Annotated in this window: 20 protein-coding genes; 6 read left to right on the top strand and 14 right to left on the bottom strand. The window is 53.3% G+C overall.

The features are described from left to right. Positions 1–75 precede the first annotated feature (75 nt). The gene (gene edd, locus CJA_RS06620) at positions 76–1,902 is read right to left on the bottom strand and encodes a phosphogluconate dehydratase (RefSeq protein WP_041551217.1); all 1,827 of its coding nucleotides are present in this window, start codon (positions 1,900–1,902) and stop codon (positions 76–78) included. Positions 1,903–2,150: 248 nt separating this feature from the next. Beyond that, on the bottom strand, positions 2,151–3,815 hold the full coding sequence (pgi, locus tag CJA_RS06615; protein ID WP_012486984.1) for a glucose-6-phosphate isomerase: 1,665 nt from the start codon (positions 3,813–3,815) through the stop codon (positions 2,151–2,153). Between the two features lie 446 nt (positions 3,816–4,261). On the opposite strand from pgi, the gene CJA_RS06610 reads away from it, so the two are divergent. Together CJA_RS06610 and ppnN are read left to right on the top strand one after the other, a co-directional pair. Continuing rightward, positions 4,262–5,353: a beta-N-acetylglucosaminidase domain-containing protein gene (locus tag CJA_RS06610; protein ID WP_012486983.1), complete on the top strand. Its 1,092-nt coding sequence runs from the start codon at positions 4,262–4,264 to the stop codon at positions 5,351–5,353. A gap of 138 nt (positions 5,354–5,491) precedes the next feature. After that, positions 5,492–6,901 carry a nucleotide 5'-monophosphate nucleosidase PpnN gene (gene ppnN / locus CJA_RS06605; protein WP_012486982.1) on the top strand — a complete coding sequence of 470 codons (1,410 nt, stop codon included), beginning with the start codon at positions 5,492–5,494 and terminating at the stop codon, positions 6,899–6,901. A 307-nt stretch (positions 6,902–7,208) separates the two neighbouring features. On the opposite strand, the gene tadA is transcribed toward ppnN, so the two are convergent. From tadA to pdxH, 5 genes are read right to left on the bottom strand one after another with little or no spacing between them, the layout of a single operon-like run. After that, complete coding sequence (gene tadA / locus CJA_RS06600; protein WP_012486981.1) at positions 7,209–7,814, bottom strand: tRNA adenosine(34) deaminase TadA; 606 nt, start codon at positions 7,812–7,814, stop codon at positions 7,209–7,211. Then, positions 7,798–8,070, bottom strand: a complete 273-nt coding sequence (locus CJA_RS06595; RefSeq protein WP_012486980.1) for a DUF1653 domain-containing protein — start codon at positions 8,068–8,070, stop codon at positions 7,798–7,800. Before CJA_RS06595 ends, tadA begins: the two co-directional genes overlap by 17 nt. Next, a complete protein-coding gene (locus tag CJA_RS06590; protein ID WP_012486979.1) occupies positions 8,067–9,266 on the bottom strand; it encodes a CaiB/BaiF CoA transferase family protein in 1,200 nt (399 codons plus the stop codon). The genes CJA_RS06595 and CJA_RS06590 overlap by 4 nt, the downstream gene beginning before the upstream one ends. Continuing rightward, the gene (locus CJA_RS06585) at positions 9,263–10,240 is read right to left on the bottom strand and encodes an NAD(P)H-quinone oxidoreductase (protein WP_012486978.1); all 978 of its coding nucleotides are present in this window, start codon (positions 10,238–10,240) and stop codon (positions 9,263–9,265) included. The genes CJA_RS06590 and CJA_RS06585 overlap by 4 nt, the downstream gene beginning before the upstream one ends. A gap of 9 nt (positions 10,241–10,249) precedes the next feature. Then, positions 10,250–10,894, bottom strand: coding sequence for a pyridoxamine 5'-phosphate oxidase (pdxH, locus tag CJA_RS06580; protein ID WP_012486977.1), 645 nt, complete (start codon positions 10,892–10,894; stop codon positions 10,250–10,252). Positions 10,895–11,219: 325 nt separating this feature from the next. Between pdxH and mobA the strand changes: the two genes are divergently transcribed. The 3 genes from mobA to CJA_RS06565 all read left to right on the top strand — a co-directional run bounded on the left by mobA (position 11,220) and on the right by CJA_RS06565 (position 12,917). After that, on the top strand, positions 11,220–11,843 hold the full coding sequence (gene mobA, locus CJA_RS06575; RefSeq protein ID WP_041551215.1) for a molybdenum cofactor guanylyltransferase MobA: 624 nt from the start codon (positions 11,220–11,222) through the stop codon (positions 11,841–11,843). A gap of 68 nt (positions 11,844–11,911) precedes the next feature. Beyond that, the gene (locus tag CJA_RS06570; protein WP_012486975.1) at positions 11,912–12,301 is read left to right on the top strand and encodes a VanZ family protein; all 390 of its coding nucleotides are present in this window, start codon (positions 11,912–11,914) and stop codon (positions 12,299–12,301) included. A gap of 25 nt (positions 12,302–12,326) precedes the next feature. Next, on the top strand, positions 12,327–12,917 hold the full coding sequence (locus tag CJA_RS06565; protein ID WP_012486974.1) for a DUF1287 domain-containing protein: 591 nt from the start codon (positions 12,327–12,329) through the stop codon (positions 12,915–12,917). Between the two features lie 56 nt (positions 12,918–12,973). Here CJA_RS06565 and aceF read toward each other — a convergent pair whose 3' ends face one another. The 4 genes from aceF to CJA_RS06545 form a co-directional block, all read right to left on the bottom strand. Beyond that, positions 12,974–14,545 carry a dihydrolipoyllysine-residue acetyltransferase gene (gene aceF, locus CJA_RS06560; RefSeq protein WP_238526837.1) on the bottom strand — a complete coding sequence of 524 codons (1,572 nt, stop codon included), beginning with the start codon at positions 14,543–14,545 and terminating at the stop codon, positions 12,974–12,976. Positions 14,546–14,625: 80 nt separating this feature from the next. Continuing rightward, positions 14,626–17,277, bottom strand: a complete 2,652-nt coding sequence (gene aceE / locus CJA_RS06555; protein ID WP_012486972.1) for a pyruvate dehydrogenase (acetyl-transferring), homodimeric type — start codon at positions 17,275–17,277, stop codon at positions 14,626–14,628. 424 nt (positions 17,278–17,701) lie between these two features. Then, positions 17,702–20,683: an insulinase family protein gene (locus tag CJA_RS06550; protein WP_012486970.1), complete on the bottom strand. Its 2,982-nt coding sequence runs from the start codon at positions 20,681–20,683 to the stop codon at positions 17,702–17,704. Between the two features lie 96 nt (positions 20,684–20,779). Further along, on the bottom strand, positions 20,780–21,055 hold the full coding sequence (locus tag CJA_RS06545; RefSeq protein ID WP_425321170.1) for a sulfurtransferase TusA family protein: 276 nt from the start codon (positions 21,053–21,055) through the stop codon (positions 20,780–20,782). A 203-nt stretch (positions 21,056–21,258) separates the two neighbouring features. On the opposite strand from CJA_RS06545, the gene CJA_RS06540 reads away from it, so the two are divergent. Continuing rightward, positions 21,259–22,731 (top strand): M48 family metalloprotease, encoded by a 1,473-nt coding sequence (locus CJA_RS06540; protein ID WP_012486968.1) that lies wholly within the window; start codon positions 21,259–21,261, stop codon positions 22,729–22,731. Between the two features lie 30 nt (positions 22,732–22,761). Here CJA_RS06540 and CJA_RS06535 read toward each other — a convergent pair whose 3' ends face one another. The 3 genes from CJA_RS06535 to CJA_RS06525 all read right to left on the bottom strand — a co-directional run bounded on the left by CJA_RS06535 (position 22,762) and on the right by CJA_RS06525 (position 26,947). Further along, entirely contained in the window at positions 22,762–25,227 is a 2,466-nt protein-coding gene (locus tag CJA_RS06535; RefSeq protein ID WP_238526836.1) for a sensor domain-containing protein, read from the bottom strand. 278 nt (positions 25,228–25,505) lie between these two features. Further along, entirely contained in the window at positions 25,506–25,724 is a 219-nt protein-coding gene (locus CJA_RS06530; protein ID WP_012486966.1) for a SlyX family protein, read from the bottom strand. Continuing rightward, positions 25,724–26,947, bottom strand: a complete 1,224-nt coding sequence (locus CJA_RS06525; RefSeq protein ID WP_148208818.1) for a serine hydrolase domain-containing protein — start codon at positions 26,945–26,947, stop codon at positions 25,724–25,726. The genes CJA_RS06530 and CJA_RS06525 overlap by 1 nt, the downstream gene beginning before the upstream one ends. Between the last annotated feature and the right edge of the window lie 39 nt (positions 26,948–26,986).

Raw genomic sequence — 26,986 nt, 5'->3', positions numbered from 1 at the left:
GTAGCCTGCCGCCGCAACAGCAGGCCAGGTAATAAAAACGAAGACCCCGAACAGGGTTCGGGGTCAGTTAACTGGTCACCAGTTAAAAACAGTAGCTCCTTCTTCGGCCAGGCCCACAGTGGCGCGCAGGGGGGCAAACAATTCGCGCCCCATGCCATAGTGAACCTCGTTCAGGTCGCACTGGGCCGGTGTGCGGCTCGCCAGCACTTCATCGCTGACCAGCAGTTGCAAACTGCCGCTCTCTGCATCCAGCTCAATCAGGTCACCGTCGCGAATCAGGCCAATCACACCATTATCCAGCGCTTCCGGTGTCATATGTATGGCGGCAGGGATTTTACCAGAGGCGCCGGACATACGACCATCGGTTACCAGGGCCACCTTGAAGCCGCGGTCTTGCAACACACCCAAGGGTGGAGTCAATTTGTGCAGCTCCGGCATACCGCAGGCCTTGGGTCCCTGGAAACGCACCACGGCAATAAAATCTTTTTCCAATTCACCGCGCTTGAAAGCGTCCTGGAGTTCAGCCTGGTTGTGGAACACCACTGCCGGTGCCACAACTTTGCGATGCTCAGGCTTAACAGCTGAAATCTTGATCACTGAGCGCCCTATATTCCCCTTGAGCAGGCGCAGGCCACCTTCAGGGGCAAACGGCCTACCCATTGGACGCAATACGGAATCATCCAGGCTCTCAATAGGCGCTTCGCGCCATACCAGCTCGCCATCCTCCAGGAAGGGCTCCTGGGTGTAGTGCGACAAACCGCCCTCCCCCATGATGGTTTTCACATCATCGTGCAGCAGTCCCGCATGGCGCAGCTCACGAATCAGGAATCCCATACCACCCACAGCCTGGAAGCGGTTTACGTCCGCAAGGCCATTTGGGTAAATACGGCACATGAGGGGGATTATATCGGAAATGTCAGACAAGTCTTGCCAATTAATTTGCACACCCGCGGCGCGGGCTATAGCCACCACGTGCATGGCATGGTTGGTAGAGCCACCGGTCGCCATCAAACCCACAATACCGTTAATAACAGACTTTTCTGTGACTATCTCCGCCAGGGTCACGGATTGATCGCGTGTAATCCGCGCCAACTGGTGAACATGGGCACGGGTCAGGGCATCGCGCAACGGGGTATAGGGATTGATAAACGTACTGCCAGGCAAATGCATCCCCATGATTTCCATGAGCATCTGGTTGGTATTGGCAGTACCGTAGAAAGTACAGGTTCCGGCGCTATGGTAAGAGGCACTCTCCGCTGCCAGCAGCTCTTTGCGACCGACCTTACCCTCCGCAAACAGCTGGCGCGCCTTGGCTTTTTCAGCATTGGACAAGCCCGGAGTCATAGGGCCGGCAGGAATAAATACGATGGGCAATTGGCCAAAGGACAAGGCACCGATCATCAGGCCCGGCACAATCTTGTCGCACACCCCCAGGCACATGGCGCCATCAAACATATCGTGGGACAGCGCAATCGCCGTGCTCATGGCGATCACATCGCGACTGAACAGCGACATTTCCATACCCGGATAGCCCTGGGTAACGCCATCGCACATAGCCGGCACACCGCCCGCCATTTGTGCAGTCATACCCATTTCTTTGGCGGCCGCCTTAATCGGCTCCAGGTATTCGCCATAGGGGACGTGTGCAGAGAGCATCTCGTTATAGGCCGATACAACCCCCAGGTTAGGCGCCTGGCCTTCAGCCAGGGCCTCTTTATCAGCGGTATTACAAGCGGCAAAACCGTGAGCCAAATTAGCGCAGCCCAAGTGGTGGCGTGCCGGACCCTTGCTGCGGAATCGGTTGATACGCGCCAGGTAGGCAGCGCGGGTATCTTTGCTGCGAGCGATGATTCGCTCGGTAATTTCGACCAATCTTGGATCTGTAGCTAGCACATCAGTCATCGGAACACCATTGCTCGTAGGTAAACTCAGGCGCGAAGGTTCCGGCCCAAGGGGTTTTGCGCCCTGGAGATAACACCCTGCAGGCGCACACATGGCACCCGATACGTTGCCGGGCACTTTGCTGTTGTGTGAGTTCTTTTATGCCTCCTTGCAACACCCGGTCAGGTGTCACGGCATCCCTGCCCACACGGCCCCTGGCAATCCAGCATGCAAAAGCAGCACCATCTGCCAGGCTCGCCGTAGCGGCATTACTGATTCGCTTTAGCGCGCTTGTAATAGTCGATGAGATTACGCGTCGAAGCATCATGGCCAGGGTTGGTAGCCTTGGTCAGGTTCAATTCCGGCTGAATACCAGCCGCCAGCACCTTACCCAACTCTACCCCCCACTGATCGAAGGAGTGAATGCGCCAAATAATACCTTGAACAAAGATTTTGTGCTCATAGAGCGCAATTAATGACCCGAGGGCTTTCGCGGTGACTTTCGGCAATAGCAGCGTATTGGTGGGACGGTTACCGCGATGAACCTTGTGTTCAACGATTTCCTCAATACGTGCGGCGGGAACGCCCTTGGCCGTCAAATCGCGGCGCACCTGGTCTGCATCACAGCCCAGCATCAATGCCTGGGTTTGGGCAAAAAAGTTGGCCATCAGGGCATCATGGTGGCCTTCAACCACAATATTGGGCTCAACAGAACCGATAAAATCGGCGGGGATAATGTCAGTGCCCTGGTGCAACATTTGATAGAAGGCATGCTGGCCATTAATACCCACTTCCCCCCACACTAACGGCACACTGCCATAACTGATTGCTTCGCCAGCCCAGTTAACCGACTTGCCGTTACTCTCCATTTCCGCCTGCTGCATATAGGCAGGGAAACGGTGCAGGCACTGGTCATAGGGCAAAAGGGCATGGGCGGGATAACCCAGAAAATTGCGATTCCAGATACCGACCAACGCCAGCAGTACCGGTGCATTCTCTTCCAGGGGAGCGCTCTGGAAGTGCTGATCCATTTCGTAAGCCCCTTGCAGCAGTTCAACAAAGGCTTCGTATCCCAACGACAACACAATGGGCAGGCCTATAGCGGACCAGAGTGAAAAACGACCGCCAACCCAATCCCACATATCAAAGATGTTCTCTTCGGCGATGCCAAAGGCGGTAACCAGCTTGCGGTTTGTTGAAACGGCCACAAAGTGCTTGGCAATTGCGGCTCTATCCCCTGCAGCTGCCATAAACCAGGCCTCTGCGGTTTTGGCATTGGTCATGGTTTCCAGGGTGGTGAAGGTCTTGGATGAGATCACAAACAGGGTAGTTTCCGGACTCAACCCGGCAAGGACTTCCGCAATCTGTACACCATCAATATTAGAGACATAGTGCATAGTGAGACGCTTATCGCTATAGGCATTGAGCGCCTCAGTCACCATCAGCGGACCAAGGTTGGAGCCGCCGATACCGATACTCACCACGTCGGTAATCGCTTTGCCGGTATAACCTTTCCAATGACCGGAGCGCACCTGCTCAGAGAGCTTGCGCATGCGCTCCAGCTCAGCCTGGATCGCGGGGCGAGCATCGACACCATCAATCAGGATAGGTTTGCCGGAGTTATCGCGCAGGGCAACATGCATGACTGCACGATCCTCAGTGGCATTGATATGCTCACCGGCAAACATCTTGCTGCGCCAGGATTCAACCTCTGACTCACGCGCCAACGCCAGGAGTGCGGCCCTGGTTTCTTCGGTAATCAGGTTTTTGGAGTAGTCGAGGAGAAGATTGGGGTGCTGGATGGAAAACTTGCTGAAACGATCCTGATCGCTGCTAAACAAATCCTTGAGATGCTGGCCTTTCATGTGTGCCGCATGGGTTTGCAAGGCTTTCCAGGAGGGTAAATCGATTGGGCGGGTTATAGGATTGGTCATTTACTACTCCATTACGAGGGTATCAGGGCCATAAAACGTGAACATAATGCCTGGGTGCTGCCTGTATAGGGGTTAGATTGCAATCATGGGTTTCTCCGGCTTTTCATCTAGTAACGCAATTACTAGCAATACAACCATCCTAAACAAAAACAGCGTGCAACCAAGCCATCCTAGAGACTCTCGATTTAACGCAAACTTGCGGATAGGAAAGCAGGAGTAAAACCTGTACAAAGGAGGTATTTTTCACGGCAATTTGACACAAACAACCGATAAATTACGCAAGTACAGGGTTGCAAAAAGGCCGCTATGATAGGCAGATGGGTATGGAGTGTCAATTAACGACAAGCAGCGCAAACACAGGGGAAAACCCCGTGCCCCGGCAAAGTGCAAAATGTTTTTTTCGATTATGATGTGCGCACATTTTTGCAACCTGATATCCATTCCCCATGTATAAAAATCCCGCCCAGCCACTGGGCACCATTGAAGGTTTTTTCGGTAAGAGCTGGAGCTGGCAGGAGCGCAGCGATCACCTGCAATTTCTGGCCAGGTACGGCTACGATTTTTACATCTACGCCCCCAAAAGTGATGCACACCTACGCCGCCATTGGCAACTGGACTGGCCTGCAGAAACCCAAAGTGAACTACAAAAGTTACGCCATCAGTGCCACACACTGGGCTTGCACTTTGGTATAGGTTTGTCCCCCCTGGATATTTACCGCGAATCCCGGGAAAACCAACACCGTAGTTTACGCCAGCGTGTGCGACAAATAAGATCTCTGCAACCCGACATCCTTTGCATCTTATTCGATGATATGCGCGGCGACCTGCCGCAACTCGCACAATTACAGCTGGATCTGGTTCACCTTGCCGCCAGTGAATCACTGGCACATCGCCTTATTTTTTGCCCCAGTTATTACAGTGTTGACCCGGTGCTGGAAAAAGTGTTTGGCACCATGCCTGAGGGCTACTGGCAAGCCCTGGGCAAGGGATTGGATAAGGCAATTGATATTTTCTGGACCGGAGAAAAAGTGTGTTCACCAGAATATGCGTTAACGCATTTGCACAGGGTGCGTGAGCTATTCCAACGCAAACCGTTTTTATGGGATAACTATCCCGTTAATGATGGTGCTATTAAATCCAGCCACCTGCATTTACGTGCATTTCCCTATAGCCACCACCAATTGCATAACCAGCTCAACGGACATGCCATTAATCCCATGAACCAACCCTGGTTATCACAACTGGCGATAGCAAGTTTGATAGCTGCCTATGAACAGGGTGCCCAATACCAGCCACAGCAAACATTTGACAGGCTGGCGCAAGAGCTGCCAGGCAACACCATGGCAGTACAACTTCACCAACATCTCGGACTGTTTCAGGATCAGGGGCTTTCACACATGAGCGACGCCCAAAAACTGGCATTGATTGAGATATATCGCCCCTTCACCGAACAATCGCAGAGCGCACCCTATGCGCAGGAAATTATCCAATGGCTTTCCGGAGAATATGTCTTTGACCCTGCGTGCCTTACTGAATGAGACACCACAATTTCCTGCTTGTTTTTTAACCATTTCCTATCAAAAAAGAGTGATTCAAATACACATACAAAGCGCTGAATTCGCTCTACACTTGCAATAAGAACGACCCATGTGCATTTCATATGCTAAGGACCCCCAATGAGTGATCTACCCTATCGTGTTATCAACGAATCAAGCGATGGTTACCAAACCATCGATGCAGTAATCTCTCCCATCGGACAATTAAATATCCTCTCCAAAGTTGAGGTCGCCAAGTTACTCGACTCCAGCCAAAGCGGCTTATACAAACTCTTTCGCAACTGCTCGCTGGCAGTGCTCAACACCGGCAACGACCTGGATGATGGAAAGGAATTGCTGGAGCGTTATAAGGATTTTGATATCAGCATTGTGCAGGAAGAGCGCGGTATAAAATTGTCGGTAAAAGGCGCTCCCGCAGAAGCGTTTGTCGATAACAAAATGATTCGCGGTATCAGTGAACATTTATTCACCGTATTGCGCGATGTTATTTACACCCACGACGAAATTAACGGCAATCCAAAATTCAACCTGGAAGCATCCGAAGGCATTACCGATGCCGTGTTTCATATGCTGCGCAATGCCGGCATGTTGCAACCGGGACTGGACCCCAACCTGGTCGTATGCTGGGGCGGACACTCCATTAGCCGCAACGAGTATGACTACACCAAAGAAGTGGGTTATGCATTGGGGCTGCGCGGATTAGACATCTGTACCGGCTGCGGTCCCGGTGCCATGAAAGGCCCGATGAAAGGCGCCACCATCGGCCACGCCAAACAGCGCATTAACAATGGCCGTTACATTGGTATCACCGAGCCGGGCATTATTGCAGCTGAAGCCCCCAACCCGATTGTTAACCAGTTGGCTATCATGCCGGATATTGAAAAGCGCCTTGAGGCTTTTGTTCGCCTGGGGCATGGGATTATTGTTTTTCCTGGCGGTGCAGGCACGACCGAAGAGATTCTGTATATCCTGGGCATCCTGTTACACCCCGACAATCAACAAATTCCCTTCCCACTGGTATTCACCGGTCCAGAAAATTCTGCGGAATACTTTACCCGCGTGGACAAATTTATTGCCGATACCCTGGGACCTGAAGCCCAATCGCATTACAAGATCATCATCAACGATCCCGCTGCAGTTGCCCGGGAAATGAAAGCCGGCATTCAAAAAGTCCGTGAGTTCCGCAAATACAGTGATGATGCCTATTACTTCAACTGGCAACTCAGGATCAGCCACGACCTGCAACAACCCTTTATTCCAACCCATGACAACATGCGCAACCTGGAATTACACAAGAACCAGCCCGTTAACCAATTGGCGGCAAACCTGCGCCGCGCCTTTTCCGGCATAGTGGCGGGCAATGTGAAAGAAGATGGCATATGTGCTATCGAAAAACATGGTCACTTTGAGTTGCACGGAGACCCTGAAATCATGCACCCGGTGGATGAACTGCTTGAATCCTTTGCCCAGCAAAATCGCATGAAATTACCGGGGCGGACCTATATTCCCTGTTACAAGGTTATTAAATAACCAGCCTCATAGATGTAAATGGTCTAGGTTGTAGTCAATTTCCTACAAGCATTACCGCCTTTAGCGACTATCCGCCACCGGGGCACAGACGCATAATGGCTACATCAGGGAGGTAGACAATGATGTGTGTTGGCCAGGCAAGGTCAAGGGAGGCGCCCCACCTGGAGGAGGCGGTGTCAGGAGACATCAAGGGATTGCTCTAGCGCAGGAGGAATGGCGGTCAAGGACCATCGAAAGGAGCTCGTCACTAATTGACTACTTCGACCTAAGGACAGAATCCGATAAGGGGCCGCATTGCGGCCCCTGCTCATTTCAGGGGAGTGTTTTTTCCAAATTCCCCTATCCCCGGCAACCCGTCATCCTCCAACTGTTTTTCATCAAATGATTGCTCAACAGCAATAATCCCTTGGTTGGTTGTACCTGCTCCCCTGGCTTGTTTGTGCTGCAGTCGACGCTGCTGGAAAAAATGACTGAGCTGATGCTGGCACTCGGCAGCCATTAGCCCGCCCTCATAACTCACCCGGTGATTTACATAATCTGCATCCAGCAATCGAGCCCGGCTGGTGACCGCCCCGGCCTTGGGCTCGGCAGTTCCATAGACCAACCTCGTAATCCGGGCGTGAACCAGGGCTCCTACACACATGGTACAGGGCTCCAGGGTGACATAGAGGGTCGCCCCCGGCAGGCGATAGTTTTGCAGGTGAGCCGCCGCCTGACGCAAGGCTACAATTTCTGCATGGGCACTTGGATCCCGACTGGTAATGGGTTGATTAAACCCCTCACCGATCGCAATGCCCTCCCGGACAATAACAGCGCCCACAGGTACCTCCCCCAGGGCCTCACCCTGGCTGGCGAGGGCGATAGCGCGCCGCATCCAATAACTGTCATCCTGCCTATCACTCAAGGGCACCATCTCCCACTGCCGGTGCCGCATACTGGCGGATCTCCTGTTCATCCAGCTCACGCACAAAACGGAAGCGGGCAATACTTTCGCCAGCCAGTTCCACGGATTCGGTAAACATATCCATAGGCCTCACCCACCAGGAATAATCGCCATAGAGGCAGCGATAAACGACCAGTGGCTCATGGGTCTCGCTGTGATGGGCAATCTGGAACACGAAATAATCCTTGCCTTTGTAGTGGCGATAAAGCCCGGTTTTCATACTCATGCAATGACCCCTTCCGCAGTTAAACGCTGGATATCCTCTGGCGAAAGTGACAACAGCTCGCTCAATACCTGTTGCGTATGACCGCCAATCGCTTCACCAGGCCAATCGGTTCGTCCGGGCGTATCCGCCAAGCGCGGCACCAGGGCAGGAATTCTGAGTGGTTTACCGTCAATTTCCACCTGCTCAAACATGCCGCGCGCCTGGAAATGCGGGTCGGCAAACATATCGGCCACATTGTAGATAGGCCCTCCCGGCACACGTGCCTGCTCCAGCAATTGCAGGATTTCATCAGAGTCCTTGCTCATACACCAGGCGGCCAGCGCATTATCAATCTCCGCTTCGTGCTGGACCCGCCCGGCATTGTTGGCCAAACGTGCATCACGCGCTAATTCAGGATAACCGGCAACCTCCATCAAGCGCTGGAAGATGGAATCGCCATTGCCACCAATCACCACATACTTGCCGTTTTTGCAGCGATAGGTATTTGTCGGCACTATGCCGGTCACCGTTGTCCCCGACGGCTGGCGAATAACGCCCGCACCATCAAACTCCGGTACAACCGCCTCCATCAGATTGAACATGGCCTCATAGAGGGCAACATCGACCACCTGGCCCTTACCACCCCGCTCGCGCTGCAATAATGCCAGGGCAATACCCAGGGCCGTATGGATACCGGCAATGGTATCGCCAATACTCAGGTTGGGACGCACCGGTGCCTGATCCGGAAAACCGTTCACATAGCGAAAACCGCTCATCCCCTCACAGACAGAGGCAAAGCCTGGCTTGCTGGCATAGGGGCCTGTCTGGCCATAACCGGAAATTCGGGCATAAACCAGTTTGGGATTGGATTGTTTGACTTCATCAGGCCCCAAGCCCCAGGACTCCATCACCCCCGGGCGAAAATTTTCGATAACCACGTCGGCACTATCGATAAGCCGCCGCGCCAACTGCTGGCCTGCCGGTTTTTTCAAATCCAGCACCACACTTTTTTTGTTGCGCCCGAGGCTGCGCCACCAGAGCGAGGTGCCATTGTCCAGCACTCGCCAACCGCGGATAGGATCACCTTCCGGTGGTTCAATCTTGATCACTTCGGCCCCGAAATACGCGAGCATACATCCGGCAAAGGGGCCAGCGAGCAGTTGTCCTACCTCAATAACGCGAATGCCCTCAAGTGGACGCTGTTGTGGTTCGCTCATAGATTCATATCCAAAACTAGTTTGCCAATGTGTTGGTTTGCTTCCATACGCCGATGGGCGTCAGCAACCCGCGCCAACGGATAAACCGAATCAATCATCGGACGTATTTTTCCGGCAGCCAGTAATGGCCATACCTGTGCTTCCAATTCACGCGCTATTTGCGCCTTGGCCGCCGCCGATTGGGCGCGCAGGGTTGAACCGGTGAATGTCAAACGCTTAAGCATGAATGGCATTAAATCCAGCGTGACGCGACTGCCTTGCAAAAAGGCGATATTGACGATGCGTCCATCTTTGGCTGCAGCAGAGAAATTACGCTGGACATAGTCTCCACCCACCATATCGAGAATGACATCCACCCCCTGCCCCGCCGTCAGGGCTTTTACTTCGCCCACAAAATCCTGAATCCGGTAGTTAATCGCCTGCGCGCCTAATTGTGCGCAGGCTGCACATTTCTCTACGGAGCCAGCTGTTGCGAAAACGTCTGCGCCCAAGGCTTTGGCCAGTTGTATGGCCATAGTACCTATACCACTGGCACCGCCATGAACCAACAAGCGCTCGCCAGCTTGCAGGTGCGCGCGCTGAATAAGGTTATGCCAAACCGTGAACAGGGTTTCCGGCAACGCAGCGGCTTGAACCCAATCCAATCCCTGTGGCACAGGCAGGCATTGTGCCTCCGGTACTGCCACATGGGTGGCATAGCCTCCACCATTAACCAGCGCGCATACCCTATCGCCCAGGCGCCAGCGTTTTACCCCCTGCCCCAGGGCAATAACGTCTCCCGCTACTTCGAGTCCCAGGACAGGGGACGCAGCGGCAGGAGCGGGATAAAGTCCCTGGCGCTGCAGGATATCCGGGCGGTTGACCCCGGCAGCAGCAACGTGAACCAATACCTCACCTGCCCCCACATCGGGCACCTGCCCCTCAGCAATACGCAGGAACTCCGGGCCGCCAGGCGCGTAATCGATATATTTCATAAGGAATCTCTAGGGCTCCAGCCGGTCAATCGTCCAACGGCCATCGGTTTGTCGGTTGTACTGAAAACGGTCGTGCAGCCGGTGGGCGCCGCCCTGCCAGAATTCCATTTGATGGGGCTTTACCCGAAACCCACCCCAGAAATCCGGTAGCGGAATCTCACCTTTGGCAAATTTGTTTTTCATCGCCTCAAATTGCTGCATCAACAAGGCGCGCGACGGAATTGGCCGACTCTGCTGTGAGGCCCAGGCCCCTAATTGGCTTTCACGCGGACGCGAGACAAAATATTTCACAACCTCTGCCGTAGAGAGCTGCTCGGCCACACCGCAGACCTTGACCTGGCGCTCAAGCAAATACCAGGGAAAATGCAGGCTGATCCTGGGGTTGTGCTTCAGCTCTTTGGCCTTGCGGCTGTTAAGGTTGGTGTAAAACACAAACCCTTTTTCATCCACATGCTTGAGCAGCACAATCCGCTGGGATGGCTGGCCGGTTTCATCCACGGTCGCCACGGTCATGGCATTGGGATCGGGAATACCGGATTTGATTGTCTGCTCCATCCAGCGGCCAAACTGCACCAGCGGATCAGCATCCAGATCATCGCGCTCCAGGCCGCCCTGGGTATATTCGCGACGAAAATCTTCAAGTTGTAATTCCATGGGGCAACTCCGGTAAATACGGGTGAGCAACGCATACTACTGACGATGGAGTGAAAAGCAATTTTCTCGCACAAGGATGGACTTTACCTGCATAAAAAAGCGCCAGCCAGGTATGGAGCTTCATCACCGCCCTCTCACTTAATATATAAAATCAATTATAAAAAATTGAACAATAGCTTTTATTCTCTGAAAATTTAAAACGCTGGATGTATAAAGAATTCGCCTGCGTATTTGATGGGAACTACACTAAAATAAACCATCAAAAATGATTCACACGCCAGCACAGGCCGGCCTTGTCCTTTTTAAATGCGGGATTACGCTTATCATGATTCACTCCCTACCCGTCGCTGGCCTGATTCTGGCCGGGGGTCTGGCGCGCCGCATGGGCGGTGGCGATAAATGTTTACTGCCCCTCGCGGGTAAAACCCTGTTACAGCGCACAATTGAGCGTGCGCGGCCCCAGGTTGATGAACTCCTGCTCAATGCCAATGGCAGCAGCTTGCGTTTCGCCCGCACCCGTTTACCGGTCATTGCCGATGAATTTCCCAATAATCCCGGCCCCCTGGGCGGTATACACGCGGGACTCCACTGGCTGAAACGCGATAACCCGGATGCCGAATGGCTGATCAGTTTTGCGTCGGATACCCCTTTCTTTCCGGAAGACCTGGTTGCCCGTTTGCTGGAAAGCGCTATAAGCCACAAAGTACAGCTCAGCCTGGCCAGCAGCCAAAACCGGCTTCATCCAACCTTTGCACTATGGCATGCCTCCCTGCTGAGTCCGATCGAGCAGCAACTGGCCTCCGGCGAAATACCCCGCCTGCAGGATTGGGTTGCACAACAGCGCCATAGTACGGTGGAGTTTGCCATCGGAGAATACGATCCCTTTTTTAATATCAACACACCACAGGATCTGTATACCGCTGAAAGCAAAATCCACCTGGTCGATTAAGCCCCATCGAATCATTTCCAGCCTGTTATGCTGGCAGGCGTTGAAACTTGATAACCCGAGGAAATCCCATGTGGCGGTTGCTCTGCGTCAGCCAGTTTTATGCTTTGCTGTTTGTTTATACCTATTTAGGGCTAACACCCCACCCGGAACAGTCTGTCCCTGTCTTTAACGATTTGTTAATGCACTTTGCCGGTTATAGCGTGGCAGCCGTCTCGATCAGTTTTGCACGCCCCTACTGGCCTATCTGGCAACGTATCCTGTTTTTATTGGTCTACTCCATTGCCATTGAAATTGCCCAGCACTTTCATCCACCGCGCACCTTCAGCCTGATGGATATCCTGGCTAATGCGGGTGGAATCCTGTTAGGGCTGGCCCTCGTGATCCTGTTGCAAATCACTTGCAAGCCCTTTAACCGATTACTGTATTGGCAGACGCGACCCAACACCCATGCGTCCTGACACATCAACAGGAGCTGACGAGTAGATGCAAAAAATACCGTTCACACTATTAGTGTTTAGTATGTTGTTTGCAGGCAAGTTGTTCGCCCAAACAGCGGCAGAAAAACTGGTGGATGCGGCCTTGTCGCAAACAGCCACCAGGGTCAGCTATAACGGTGCCTATATCAAAATCCCCTATCCGATGGGCGATGTGCCTGCGCACATCGGCGTGTGTACCGATGTGGTGATCCGCGCGTATCGCGCGCAGGAAATCGATTTGCAGCAATTGGTGCACGAGGATATAAAAGCACACTTCAGCGCTTATCCAGCCAAGCGCCTGTGGGGGCAATCACGACCGGACACCAATATCGATCACCGTCGAGTGCCTAACCTGCAGGTGTTTTTTACTCGCCAGGGCAAATCCCTGCCCATTTCACGCAATGCAAGTACCTACCAGGCAGGCGATCTGGTTACCTGGATGTTGCCAGGTAACCAGCCCCACATAGGTGTCATCACGCATAAGCGCTCCGCTGACGGCGAGCGTCCCCTCATCGTTCACAACATAGGTGCCGGCCCGCAGCTGGAAGACATACTGTTCAGCTATACCATCACCGGCCACTACCGCTATGGCTGGTAAAAAACAAAAAGGCCAGCGCAAGGCTGGCCTTTTTGTCATTTCATAACCGCAGGCTATTACAACAGCAAGCGTCTTACATCAGCGACTACCGCGGTCAGGTAAGTGAAGAAACGGCCCGCATCAGCGCCATTAATGGCGCGGTGATCGTAGGAGAGTGACAGCGGCAACATATTGCGCGGCACAAACTCCTTGCCATTCCAGACGGGTTTCATTTGCGCGCGCGACACACCGAGGATAGCCACTTCCGGTGCGTTCACGATAGGCGTGAAACCATTACCACCGGCAGCCCCCAGGCTGGAAATAGTGAAGCAGCCACCTTGCATATCGGCCGGCAGCAGTTTGCCATCGCGCGCTTTTTTCACGATAGCGTTGATGTCGTCAGTCAGTTCCCACAGGCCTTTCTTATCAACGTTGCGAATGACAGGCACCATCAAACCATTGGGCGTGTCTACGGCAATACCAATGTGCACATACTTCTTATGCACAATACTTTCGCCATCGTGATGTAAAGACACATTAAAACTTGGCTCGGCAACCAGCGCAGCGGCAGCGGCTTTCAACAGGAATGGCAGGGGGGTCAGTTTGCTACCGCGTTTTTCGGCTTCGGCCTTGAGGCTATTGCGGAAGGCTTCAAGGTCGGTGATATCCGCATCATCCCATTGGGTAACATGGGGGATATTGAGCCAGTTACGGGTCATATTGTCGGCAGTGATTTTCTTCACCTTGGACATTTTCACCGTTTCAATTTCACCAAACTTGGCGAAGTCCACCGCCGGCACACGAGGAATACCTGCACCACCAACTGCAGCACCCGATTGTGCAGCCTGTACGATAGGCTTAACGTAAGTGCGTACATCATCTTTCAGCAAGCGACCGCGGGGGCCCGTACCGCTGACCTTGCCCAGATCCACGCCCAGTTGGCGAGCCAGTTTGCGCACGGCGGGGCCTGCATATACATCACCGGTTTGTACAATTTCTTCTACCTTGGCGGCAACGGGTGCTGGAGCAGCAGCTGGCTTGGGCGCCTCTGCTTTCGGCGCTTCCGCTTTGGCAGCGTCTGCCTTGGGTGCCGCGCCGGTCGTAGCAATCACGCCGATAGCACTGCCCTGGGATACTTTATCGCCTACCTTGATTGCCAGGCTGACAACTTTACCGGCGACTTCGGCAGGAACTTCCATAGAGGCTTTGTCGGTTTCCAACACGATCAGGGTATCACCTGCGGAAACTTCATCGCCGACATTGACGTTAACCTCAATAACATCAACACCTTCCGCGCCACCGATGTCGGGTACAACTACCGCCACTTCAGCGCTGGCAGCAGCGGGGGCGGGTGCCGCCGGAGCAGGTGCAGCGACAGGTGCCGGTTCGGCAGCAGCGCCAGCCCCTTCAGCTTCTACATCAATCAGCAGATCACCCTGGGATACTTTATCCCCCACATTTATTTTAATAGCGACAACCTTGCCCGCGACATCGGCAGGAATTTCCATTGAAGCTTTGTCGGTCTCAAGCACGACAATCGAATCACCCTCGGCGACTACATCGCCCACCTTGACGGAGATTTCGATTACTTCAACGCCTTCTGCACCGCCAATATCGGGCACTTTGATTGATTGAATTGCCACTGTCATTCCTCACTAAACGGTTCGATCAAGGGTTATTGAATACGAATAGAAACAGCATCGCCCTCTTTGTGGGAGGGCGATGGTTTTTACACACTCAGGGGATCCGCTTTTTCCGGATCTATACCAAATTTCTTGATGGCCTTGGCAACCACGTCGGCTTTGATCTTGCCTTGGTCTGCCAGGGATTTGAGCGCTGCAATCACAACGAAGTAGCGGTTAACCTCAAAGAAGTGACGCAGTTTGCTGCGGGTATCACTGCGACCAAAGCCCTCGGTTCCCAGGACGGTGTAATGACCGGGAATATAAGCGCGCAGTTGCTCTGAATAAGTTTTCAGGTTGTCGGTAGCAATCACGAATGGACCATCGCTGCCTTCCAGCGCCTGGGTGACATAGGGCTTGCGCGGGGTTGCGGTGGGGTTGAGCAGGTTCCAGCGGGTAGCGCGCTGACCATCGCGCGTCAGTTCATTCACACTGGTGACGCTCCACACATCTGCCTCTACATCGAATTCATTGCGCAGGATCTCTGCGGCAAAACGCACTTCGCGCAGGATGGTGCCAGCTCCCATCAGTTGTACGCGGTTCTTCGCTTTACCCGTACCTTTTTCCAGCTGGTAGATGCCTTTGATAATACCTTCTTCAGCACCTTCGGGCAGATCCGGATGCTGGTAGTTTTCGTTCATCAATGAAACGTAATAAAACACGTTTTCATTGTCGTGATACATGCGCTTGATACCGTCCTGGATAATAACCGCCAGCTCGTAAGCATAGGTCGGATCATAGGAGCGGCAATTGGGGATGGTGTTGGCAAACACGTGGCTATGGCCATCCTGGTGCTGTAAACCTTCGCCATTCAGGGTGGTGCGGCCGGCCGTCGCGCCCAACAGGAAACCGCGCGCTTGCGAATCACCTGCTGCCCAGGCCAGGTCGCCAATGCGCTGGAAACCAAACATGGAGTAATAGATGTAGAACGGAATCATCGGCTTTCGGTAATTGCTATAGGCTGTCGCCGCTGCAATCCAGGAAGCCATGGAGCCTGCCTCGTTGATCCCCTCTTCCAGGATCTGGCCGGTGGCAGACTCGTGGTAGGACATCATTTGGCCGGCATCGTGCGGAACGTATTTTTGGCCTTCAGAGGAGTAAATGCCCACGGTTTTGAACATACCTTCCATACCGAAGGTACGCGCTTCATCGGGAACAATCGGCACGATTTGCTTGCCGATATTTTTATCTTTTACCAGCGAGGAAAGTATGCGCACAAAACTCATGGTGGTGGAGATTTCGCGCTCGCCAGTACTTTTCAGCTGGGCTGCAAAGGCATCCAGTGCAGGTACCAGCAAAGGATCGAACGCCGAGCTGCGCGAAGGCAGGAAGCCGCGCAGTTCTTTGCGGCGTCCCTTCATGTATTGCATTTCCGGGCTGTCTTCTGCCGGGCGATAGTAAGGCAGGTTGGGCAGGTCTTCATCGCTGATTGGCAATTCAAAACGGTCGCGGAACCTTTTGAGATCTTCAATCACCAGGCTTTTGACCGAGTGAGTTTTATTGATCGCTTCGCCCGAAGAGCCCATACCGTAACCTTTTACGGTTTGGGCGAGAATCACTGTAGGTCTGCCTTTGGTATTCACTGCCTGGTGATAGGCGTTGTATACCTTGTGCGAATCGTGACCGCCACGTGCCAGCGCCATAATGTCGTCATCGCTCAGGTCTTTCACCAGCTCCAGCAGCTCCGGGTATTTGCCGAAGAAATGCTCACGGGTATAGGCACCGCCGTTGGCTTTGTAATTTTGCATTTCGCCATCGACCACTTCGTCCATACGCTTTTGCAACAGACCGGTTTTATCTTTGGCAAGTAATGCATCCCAACCGCGTCCCCAGAGCACTTTGATCACGTTCCAGCCAGCGCCACGGAATACGCCTTCCAGCTCTTGCACGATCTTGCCATTGCCGCGCACCGGACCGTCCAGGCGCTGCAGGTTACAGTTGATAACGAAGATCAGGTTGTCCAGCTTCTCGCGCGATGCCAGGGAAATAGCACCCAGGCTCTCTGGTTCATCACATTCGCCATCGCCCAGGAACGCCCAGACTTTACGATCGGAAACCGGTACCAAACCGCGGGCTTCCAGGTAGCGGTTGAAGCGCGCCTGGTAAATGGATTTGATCGGCCCCAGCCCCATGGATACGGTCGGGAACTGCCAGTAGTCCGGCATCAACCAGGGATGTGGGTAGGAGGACAAGCCTTTGCCGTCTACTTCACGGCGGAAATTGTCGAGGGTTTCGTCGTCGAAACGACCTTCGATATAAGAGCGGGCATACATACCAGGTGATACATGGCCCTGGAAGTAAATCAGGTCACCGGGAACATCGCCGTCATTACCGCGGAAAAAGTGGTTAAAACCTACGTCATAGAGGGTGGCGGATGAAGCGAAGGAGGCTATATGACCACCGAGGCCGTCATCGTTATCGTTGGCTTTCATCACCATTGCCATGGCATTCCAACGAATAATTGAGCGGATTTTACGCTCCAGTTTGGCATCGCCGGGGAATTGGATTTCTTTTTCGACAGGAATGGTATTGCGATAGGGAGTCTGGATTGAGGAAGGCTGTTCAATGCCATTATTAACGGCGGACTCGGACAGGGCTTTCAATAATTCTGCAGCGCGGTCTTTACCCGCGTGACGTACAACTGACCGAAGGGCATCCAGCCACTCTTTTGTTTCAATGGCATCGATATCGTGTTGCATTCAAATCTCCTCAACCATGTGCACGGAGCACATATCAACCTAGCAGTAGTCATTAACTGGAATTTGTAACCGGCGATCCGCCAGTTCCCCAGTTCAGTGTTGCGCTAAAAATCGCAATAAATTCATGGGGTTATGGCCAAAAGTTCCGTTTTGGGCAGGCAAAAAAATCCACGAATTCTTGCATAGGTGGGAATTTTTTACCAGCCCTGACCGTTTCGGTAACACTCCGGAGGGAGCACTCAAAGAGTGCAAAACAACGCCCCGGCAGTTTGTAGAGACGTGTTACAGCTCACAAAAAACCGGAATGACAATGGGGGTCGCATTATTACCTGAACTTTTGTGTTTCACCAAGGCTTGACAGTAAAAAACACGATAATTTTCAACGACTTTGCACCAAAACAAGGCAAGACAGGTGCAAACTCACTCAAGGCAGCAGATGTGCATCCTGCCGAACCTTATAGGCGGCTATATCCTCCAACAGGTGATAGCCAGCCTCATCCGCCAGGGGATGGGCCACCAGCCAGAGTCGCTGGCGGGCATCCAGGAAATGGGTGTTGTAGTACTCCAGCAGCGACTCCGGGGTAATTGCCTCAACCGCATCGGCCAGACGCTTGGTGCGGGAGAAATCCAGGTCCCCTACCACAATTGACTGCCAATAACGCTGGGCCTGGTCAGTCAATGAGCGCGCCGGCTCGCGTAATTTTGTCGCGAGTGATTGCTGGTTTACCCGTAGATCATCTGCAATTGATGCTTCCTGCTGCTGCAAGAAGCCTTCTATTTCACTAACCAACTGTGTCTCGGAAGCGACGGGGGACTGTACGATTAACAAGCTGGTATCCAGTTGGCGCAACGGCATGGAGATCGCAGCAACGACATAACCCAACTGTTTTTCGGTGCGCAGCCGGGTATAAAAAGCCGGCTTGATGATTTGCTGTAACAGACGCATATGCGCATTGGTTGTGATATCCGGTGAATCCGCTGTCATGAGCAATTGCACCACAGCATCGGAATGGTCAATCGAATAACGGTACAGCCAGGGCTTATCATTTTGTGCCGCAAGGCTGAATACTTTTGCAGGCGGCATTTCGCGTCCTGTCTGGCGGTTCAGCAGGTTGTGATCAACCAATACTGCCAATTTAAGTGCTTCCTGCCGGAAATAATTGCCGAAAATCAGCATATCCATTTTGGCATCCAGCAGCATGTGCTCTGCAAAACGGCTAAATCGTGGAAAGTCGATGGTTTCCAGCGCTGCGGTCATGGCGCGATTGGTCCAATAGGGTTCCAACTGGAGTGCGGGAATCTCCTGCATCATGACCTGATAGGGCAGATTCTTATCGCGGTTGCGCCAATCGCGCAGCAATTTCTGCTTTATGTTTTCAAAGCGTTCAGGTTTGAAACTAGCGGAGGCACAGGACTCAATAATTTTGTTCAGCAACAGGTTTTGACGCGACGAGAAACCGGAAATTTGCAATTCAAAACCGCGTGGATTGGCCTCAAAACGGTAATCGATACCCGCGAGTTTTGCCGGATAGGTATATTCATTCAATTGATCGCGCAGTAAAGCAGCATAGAGTTCCGCTTGCACTGCGCCCTCAATGCTACCGGCTACCAATGGAGATTTGAGGGCTAATTGAATGACCGCCTTGGGCTGTTCGAACTGGTGATCCTGGGCGTACCAGAGACGCGCATCGCGATCGCGGAAAATCAGTTGGGGGATACTATCGCGCTCTGCATTGGTCTGCTCCAGCATGGAGTTGGATTTAACGGCCAGGCTGCGAGGAATAAAGAGATTGCGCTCGGGCAGTGACAATTCCTGTTTTACCGCGATTTTGAGGTCGAGGATCTGCGGCAAGGTATAGCGCAGGGTATAGGGGGCGCTGTAGCGTTTACTGACGCGATAGGCCTCTATATCCGGTGCAACCAGGACCAGCATGAGATTAGCAGGATTCAGTGGCTGCAGGGACTCCTTGATTAAGCGCTCATCAAAGGCACTGTACAGAAGATCGTTGTAGAGCAACTGCGTCGGTGTGTAATCAAACATGGCTTCCGACAAGCGACGCGCTGTTTCCAGCGGTGATAATTTTTCCTGGTAAATAAATTTTGCCTGGGCAATCTCCTGCATTTCCTGATAGCGCCAACTATTAATCCCGCGGCTGCGCAATTGTTCGATGGCATAGAACACCAGGGACACCAGTTGGTCGCGCGCCCTGACGCCCTGCGGAGTCAATTCAATATCAATCTGGAACAGTGCGTCCTCGCGGCTTTTGAGCATCAAACCCGCACTCACTGCCTCAGCCCAACCCAGCCGTTTCAGGAATGACAGCAAGCTGCCCTTCCCTTCATGGGCCAGTTGCTGGGCAATATAGTCATAGGGCTTTTTCGTGGCGAACTCCGGAGAGAGCCCGATGGGAAAATTAAAACTCAAACGGCGCTGATCGCGTTCCGGCTTGATATCAACCGACATGGGCAGGCGCTCAGGTTCAATCAGCGGTGGATAGTCCCTGGCTAACGCATGTTCATGCAGGGGAACCTGATTAAAAAGGCTAATGACCCAGGCTTCCAATTGAGGCAATCCCTCTCGCCCAACTACCACCAGGTTCATCAGGTCAGCGGAATAATGGCGCTGGTAAAATTCAATCAATTCGTCACGAAGGGATTTACCTTCACGATCCTCCAGGGTAGTCAGGTTGCCCACAGTAAATTTTGCACCGGGATGGGCCGGGTTAAATAGCTCGCGCAGAACTTCCCACTCACGTCGTCCGTCATCCTTGATGCGCGCCATAAATTCGGCATGTACAGCCTGGCGCTCGCGCTCGACATATTCCCGGGTAAAGAGTGGCGCAATAAAAAACTGCGCAAAACGATCCAGTGCCGGCTCCAGTTGGGCCGGGTCTATATCAAAAAAGTAGGTGGTATTTTCCAGCGCGGTATAGGCATTGAAGGTTCCCCCTTGCTGGGTGATGAATGCCTGGTAGGCACCGGCTTCGGGATATTTTTCAGTGCCCAGGAACAGCATGTGCTCAAGGAAATGGGCCAAACCTTCGCGCTCGGGAGGATTTTGGTAGGCACCTGTTGCAACACTGAGGGCCGCCGCGGCCTTTTCAGCTTCCGGATCGGAGATCAACAGTACATTCAGTTGGTTGGGCAGGACCAGGTAGGAATATTGGCGCTTATCCTGCGCGCTTTTGACGATGCTATGGCGAATATAGGTAGGGAGTTCAGCAGCCTCCTCCTGTATCTGTGTTTCAGCAACTGCCACAGAATAAAGCCCCATACAGGACCCGAAAATACCGGTAAGGTATATCCAGCAACGCATCAGCAGGCCAAGGTATCTGCTGACACCGGGCAGCAACAGCGACTTGGTGCGCGTGGATAATGTGCCGTGTATTGAACACAGGTTAACCATAACTTACTCGCTTTACACTCGCCGCGCCGTTATTGCCACAGTGCCTGGCGCAGCACTTTGTACAACAGCCTGGTACCCACCGCTATGGGGTTTGGGCTAACGCAGTTTCTTTTGTATCAAATAGCAATAGATGCCCCCCTGCTCAGCAGCTCCGAGCAGCACTTGGCCACTCAAGTCCGCATAGGCGCGAAAATCGCGCCAGGAGCCTGCATCCGTCGCCAGTACCCGCAGTACATCGCCCTCGGCAAGCACACGCAGCGCCTGTTTGGCTTTCAGCAATGGCAATGGGCAATTGAGCCCTTGTGCATCCAGTTGCTGCTGGACAGGGTGAGCCATGCATGTGGCAAAGGAATCATCGGACACAACTGACATCTCTCGCATTTTTGCCCCGAAAGGCGAACCACTACCGGCATTGCCGGTCTCAGCAGGTTGCTAACCTAGTCTTTAAACGCCAAAAAGGCTAGAGTGAGCGCCTATTTTTTTCCGCGTCATGCGCTGTGACCACAGCCACCAGGGTTGAGCCCCGCGAGTAGCCAGAGTAGATCGGCGCTGACCACCAGGAGCCTGTTGCCATTGTGTTGAGCTTTGTTTTCCCACACCTGAAACCTGTCTTGCGGGCCTATACCCCGGCCATCAGCCTGGCCATTGGCCTGTTTGCAATTGGTACCAGCGCCAGCGCCGATGTGGATTTACCTACCCTGGGAGATACCAGCTCCGTCACTATCTCACCGCAACAGGAGCGCGAGCTGGGCAAGCAATGGCTACGCGCCTATCGCAGCCAGGTTCCCACCTCTTCCGACCCCCTGGTGATCGATTACCTGGAGCAGCTTTTTGACCGTTTGCTGCCTTATAGCCAATTGCAGCGCAAGCAGATTGAACTGGTTGTCGCCGAAAACCGAACGCTTAATGCGTTTGCGGTACCCGGTGGCATTATTGGTGTGCATACCGGCCTGCTGACCTACGCCAAGACAGAAAACCAACTCGCGGCGGTACTTGCGCACGAATTGGGCCACCTGAGCCAGCGCCATTATGCTCGCCGCCTGGAAAGTGAAAAAAACCTGATGGTGCCTATGCTCGCCGGTATGCTGGCGGGCCTGGTGCTGGCCGCCAACAGCGAGGGTGATGCCGGTATTGCCGCCATTATGGGCACCCAGGCCGCAGCCCAGCAGGCGCGCTTGAGCTTTAGCCGTCAAAACGAGCAGGAAGCCGATCGCATTGGTATGCAAACCATGATCGAGGCTGGCCTGGACCCCTATGCGGCATCGGAAATGTTTGAAGAGATGATGCGCGCCAACCGGCTTAACCGCCGCCCGCCAGAATACCTGTTAACCCACCCGGTATCCGAACGCCGGGTTGCCGATGCGCGCAATCGCGCGATGAAATACCCGCGCAAAGCCTACCCTGATAACCTCGAATACCAATTGGTCCGTGCGCGCATCCGCGCAAACCAGGAGGAAACACCCCAAATAGCCGCCCGGATGTTTAAAAGCGAATTGGATCGCGAGAGTGACTCTCCCGATGCCAGCCGCTATGGCTGGGCACTGGCTCTTAGCAGGTCCAGCCAATTTGATGCAGCCCGCGAGGCCCTGGCGCCATTACTGGAGAAAGACCCGACACGAGTCACCTACCAGATCATGCGTGCCGATATTGAGATTACCGCTGAGCGCTACAAGGCGGGATTGAGTATTCTCGAAGATCAATTGAAAAAACACCCCGGCAGTTACCCATTAAACGTGCGCTACGCCGAAGCCCTGATGAAAGCCGGCAGTTATAAGGAGTCGGCTGAAATCCTGGATCGCTTATCACGCAAGCGCAGCAATGATGACTATGTGTGGTATCTGCTGGCAGAGGTAAATGGCCTGGCGGGGAATATCCTCGGTGTACACCAGGCTCGCGCAGAATATTTTATTTTGAATGGTGTTTACGACCGGGCCATGATCCAGTTACGCAATGCCCTGAAACTTACCCAGGGCAACAGCTACCAGACAGCCATGCTGGAAGAGCGCCTCAAATACACACAACAACAAATGTTAAATCGCGGGTTCTAGCCCAAGCGCTAAAATAAAAACCTGGAAGGGTCAAGGCCCTTCCAGTTGCTTGATCCAGCCAGACTCTACCAGCCATTGATCTGCATTGTTCACTGTCATCGGCCGGCCGATAAAATACCCCTGTACCTCATCGCAGCCCATGTCGTGCAGACGCTTCATTAACTCTTCGTTTTCCACACCCTCCGCGACAACCGTTAAGCCCAGGTTATGGGCCAGATGAATCGTGGAATTGACAATTAATTCATCCTGCAGATCACCAAGCATGTTGCGCACAAAGGAATTATCGATCTTAAGCGTTTGTACAGGCAGCCGTTTGAGGTAAGCCAACGAAGAGTAACCCGTCCCGAAGTCATCAATGGATAGATGCACACCCAATTCATGCAAATGCTGCAATATCCGCAGCGCGCGATTGGGGTCAGACATAATGGAGCTTTCCGTAATTTCCAATTCCAGGCGCGCAGCAGGCAACTGGTATTTATTTAATAAACGCTCTACCAACTTGGGAATATTTTCATCCATCAGGTTGCGCGCGGAGAGATTGACCGCCACACTCAGGTTCAACCCTTGAAGCTGCCAATGGCGACATTGTTCAATACTGTTTTCCAGCACCCAGGCGGTGAGCGGGTGAATCAGGCTGGTAAATTCGGCAATGGGAATAAAATCATCTGGCGGAACGAATCCCAACTCCGGATGAATCCAGCGAATCAGCGCTTCAAATCCATAGCAGCGGCACTCATCGAGAACCACCTTGGGTTGATAATAAAGACACAGCTGGTTCTCGCGAATCGCGCGTCCCAATTCACTCATCATCGCCAGGCGCTTGGGAGAATGGGGATCGTAATCCGGACTGTAAATGGATAGTCCCAACATCTGGCTTTTCGCGTAGTACATCGCAATATCGGCATAGCGCATCAAGGCATGGTGATCCTGTGCCTGGTAGGGTGCTATCGCAATACCGATACTGGCCGACATCTGCGTACAAAAGACTTCCAGATCATATTCCTGCGCCAGGGCATCCAGGATGCGATGCCCAAAGACAACCGCCTGGTGCGTGCTGCGAATACGCGGTAAAAATACCGCAAACTCATCGCCCCCAAGGCGCGCCACCGTGCCTGGCACCTCGGCCATTTCGGCGGCCAGGCGAGGCCCGATCATTTGTAACAGGCGATCGCCAACATTATGCCCCAGAGTATCGTTGATCTCTTTAAAGCGATCCAGGTCTATCAACATCAATGCACTGATTTGCTCCGCTGTACGCTGCTCAAAACAGCTTGCCATATCCTGGTACAGCTTTTCGCGGTTGGGCAATCCGGTCAGGGAGTCGTGCAGGGATTGGTGGCGTAACTTATCCTCATAGCGCTTGCGGGTTGTTACATCCTTGGTGGTGCCCCATATGCGCCGCAGGTAACCGTCTTCAATAATGCCGGTACAGGAAATCTGGAAATAAAATTTTTTACCGCGCTCATCCTGGCGCGTAATGTCGTGATCCACCATCTGGTAACCATTGGCAATAAAGGTATCCAGATCAAATAAATAATTGGTGGAGCCACTTTCGCTCAGCGGCTGGCCCAATACATCATCCAGGGTTTCTACACCCAGCATATTCAGCAATACCCGATTGGCTTCTACCAGATGTGCACTGGCGGCAATTTGCTCCACCTGTTCGGCGATGGGCAGGCCGGTATCTACCCTGGGTTGCATGTCATAACACCAAATAGCCTCTGAGCTATTGGTGATAAAAGCTTTGTAACTTGTTTCGCTTTCCTGCAGGGCGGCGCGCGCATAGAGCTCACGGGATAAATCCTGCAGTTGGACCAGCACACGCTCCAATTTGCCCTGTTTGTTTTTAATGGGTAGGAAACTGGCATCCAGATACAATGTATGCTCGTTATCCAAGCGGTAGCGGTGAATTCCGGAGAGGGGATAATGCAGTTCAAAGGCAGTGGCATTGCCCTGGCCATAAACCTCCGCCAATTGCTGCTGGAATTCCGGGGTTTGCTGCAACTGCTTGTCGCGCAGCAGTGAATAACGCCCCAGCGCTGCTTTAATCTGCCGGGGAGATAACATCAGTATTTGTTCGCAGGCGCTGTTGAGGTAAACGATAACGCCATGGGCATCGGTAATCAGCGAGGGTATGGGGCTGTCTGCCATCAGTGCGGACAGTAATTGGGTGGAATAATCAACGCCCGGCTCTGCCAACCAATGTGTCGCACTAAACACAACACCCTGATAACGGCGAATATTGCCCGGTTGCAAACGGCCGACAAAACGCAGGCGCTTATCGCCCTGCGCCGAGTGCAAACGCAACTCGCAGGAACGCAATTGCATGCAGTCCTGATCCTGGGAATCGCTATTGAACGCGGTGAGAAAAAAATAGCGATCCGCTGCAGGCAAGTGCTGCAGCAACTGGGCTAATGAGACAGTGCTATCCACCCAATCCGGAAACAACCGGCAAAAATCGGATGAAAAGTGGATCTCTTCCGCTGTGACATCCATGTTCCAGGCCGCGATTTCAGAGGTGCCTAAAATTGCGAATACGCCAGACGGTTCGGCCGGACTCCCTGGTGAATTCGATGGACGCATAGGGTCGAATTACTCACAAAAGCTAGTCGAACTCAAAGTGTAGCCAAGAATCCCTCCGCGCAAACCGGCAGTGTCAGATAATTCATCTTATTTGGAAAAACGTGAACCAATACGCCATTTTGAGCATTTTTGTGTCATTTTCCTGTATACGAGTTAGCCGACCTTACGATTGGACGATCAAATTACCGGCATCAATAGTGTGGTGGCCGCTCATCCATCGGACTCCCAGCCCCGGCAGAAGGCTGCCGCATAAAATCAGCCAAACGCTCGGCCAACATCCGCAGTTGTTCACGCAACAGCAACATTTCCGCATCCTGGCGCGTTACCACATCATTCAGCTGGTTGAGTGCATCTTCCTGAAAGGTAACCCGGGTTTGCAGGTCAATCACCATCGCTTCGAGATCAGACATTATTGTGCCTCCAATACCTGGTAGGCAGCATCCACCATGCGCACTGCCCGTTCATCAATTAATAAACCCTGCCCCATACGCGCCGTGACATAGCCAAATCCCAGTTGGTAATCCGGGTCGGCAAAACCCAGGCTACCCCCTGCCCCGGGATGGCCAAAACCGCGGGCACCGCGCCCGTAACGGCAATCGGCACGCGCTGCCTGGGACAACATAAAACCACAGCCGAAACGCAGCGGCAGCCCCAGTACCCGATCCTGCTCAAACGTCTGTTGCTGCCAGCATAACGGCAAGTGTGCACTGTCCAGCAACCCTTCTCCAGCATTGGCCAAAGCCCCGTAGATACGCGCCAGGGCCGCCGCTGTCGTATGGGCATTCGCAGCGGGAATTTGCGCCTGGCGCCACTCCCGGGTATTGGTCGCTGTCATCAGGGTAATAGGATTGGAAAAAGCGCGATTGGTCACCCCACGCGGATCGGCCTTCATAATCTTGCCCAGGGCAATACTGTCGGCGCCGTTGGACTGTACCGGCAAGCCCGTCGGACGTTTGAGCGGCCCGGTATCGGCAATCGTCGCCAGCAGTTCATCAGGCACCCCCACATGGCAATTCACGCCCAGGGGCTGGGCTACCCTGGCCTGGAGGTAGTGGTTAAAGCTGGCATAACCACTGGCACGTTTAACCAACTCCCCCAGCATCCAGCCATACATAAAGGGAGAATATCCCTGGCCTTCATCCGGCTGCCACCAGGGCGACTCGGCTGCAACCGCGCTGCTAATAGCATCCCAATCAAAAATCTGCCCGTTGGCGATATGGGCGTGGAACGCCGACAAGCCACTGCGATGGCACAACAGCTGGCGCAGGGTGATATCGCCTTTGCCCGCTTGGGCAAATTCCGGCCAGAGTTCAACAACCGGTTGCTCCAGCACCAGTTTTCCCTCCGCCACTAACTGCAACACACACAGCGCTACCAGACCTTTGCCGCTGGAAAACACATTGACCAGGGTGTCCTCGCACCAGGGTTCCCGCTCAATTCCCGCAAGTTTATTGCTACGCACCCCCGCCCAGAGATTCACTACCAACTCACCGCGATGGTAAAGCGCCACCCCGGCCCCTTCTTCACCCTGGCTGAAGTTAGCAGCAAAGGCATCTACTAAAGGCTGCCACCTGGGGGACCATTGGCCATTGATCTGCATAGGATTCTCTCTATCTGAAAAGCTGGCGCGCATTCTAGCAGCCTGCAGGGTTAGAATTAGGCGCTTAATTGA

The sequence above is a fragment of the Cellvibrio japonicus Ueda107 genome (assembly GCF_000019225.1).
GTDB classification, from domain to species: Bacteria; Pseudomonadota; Gammaproteobacteria; order Pseudomonadales; family Cellvibrionaceae; genus Cellvibrio; species Cellvibrio japonicus.
This window is presented reverse-complemented; position numbering and strand designations above follow the sequence as displayed.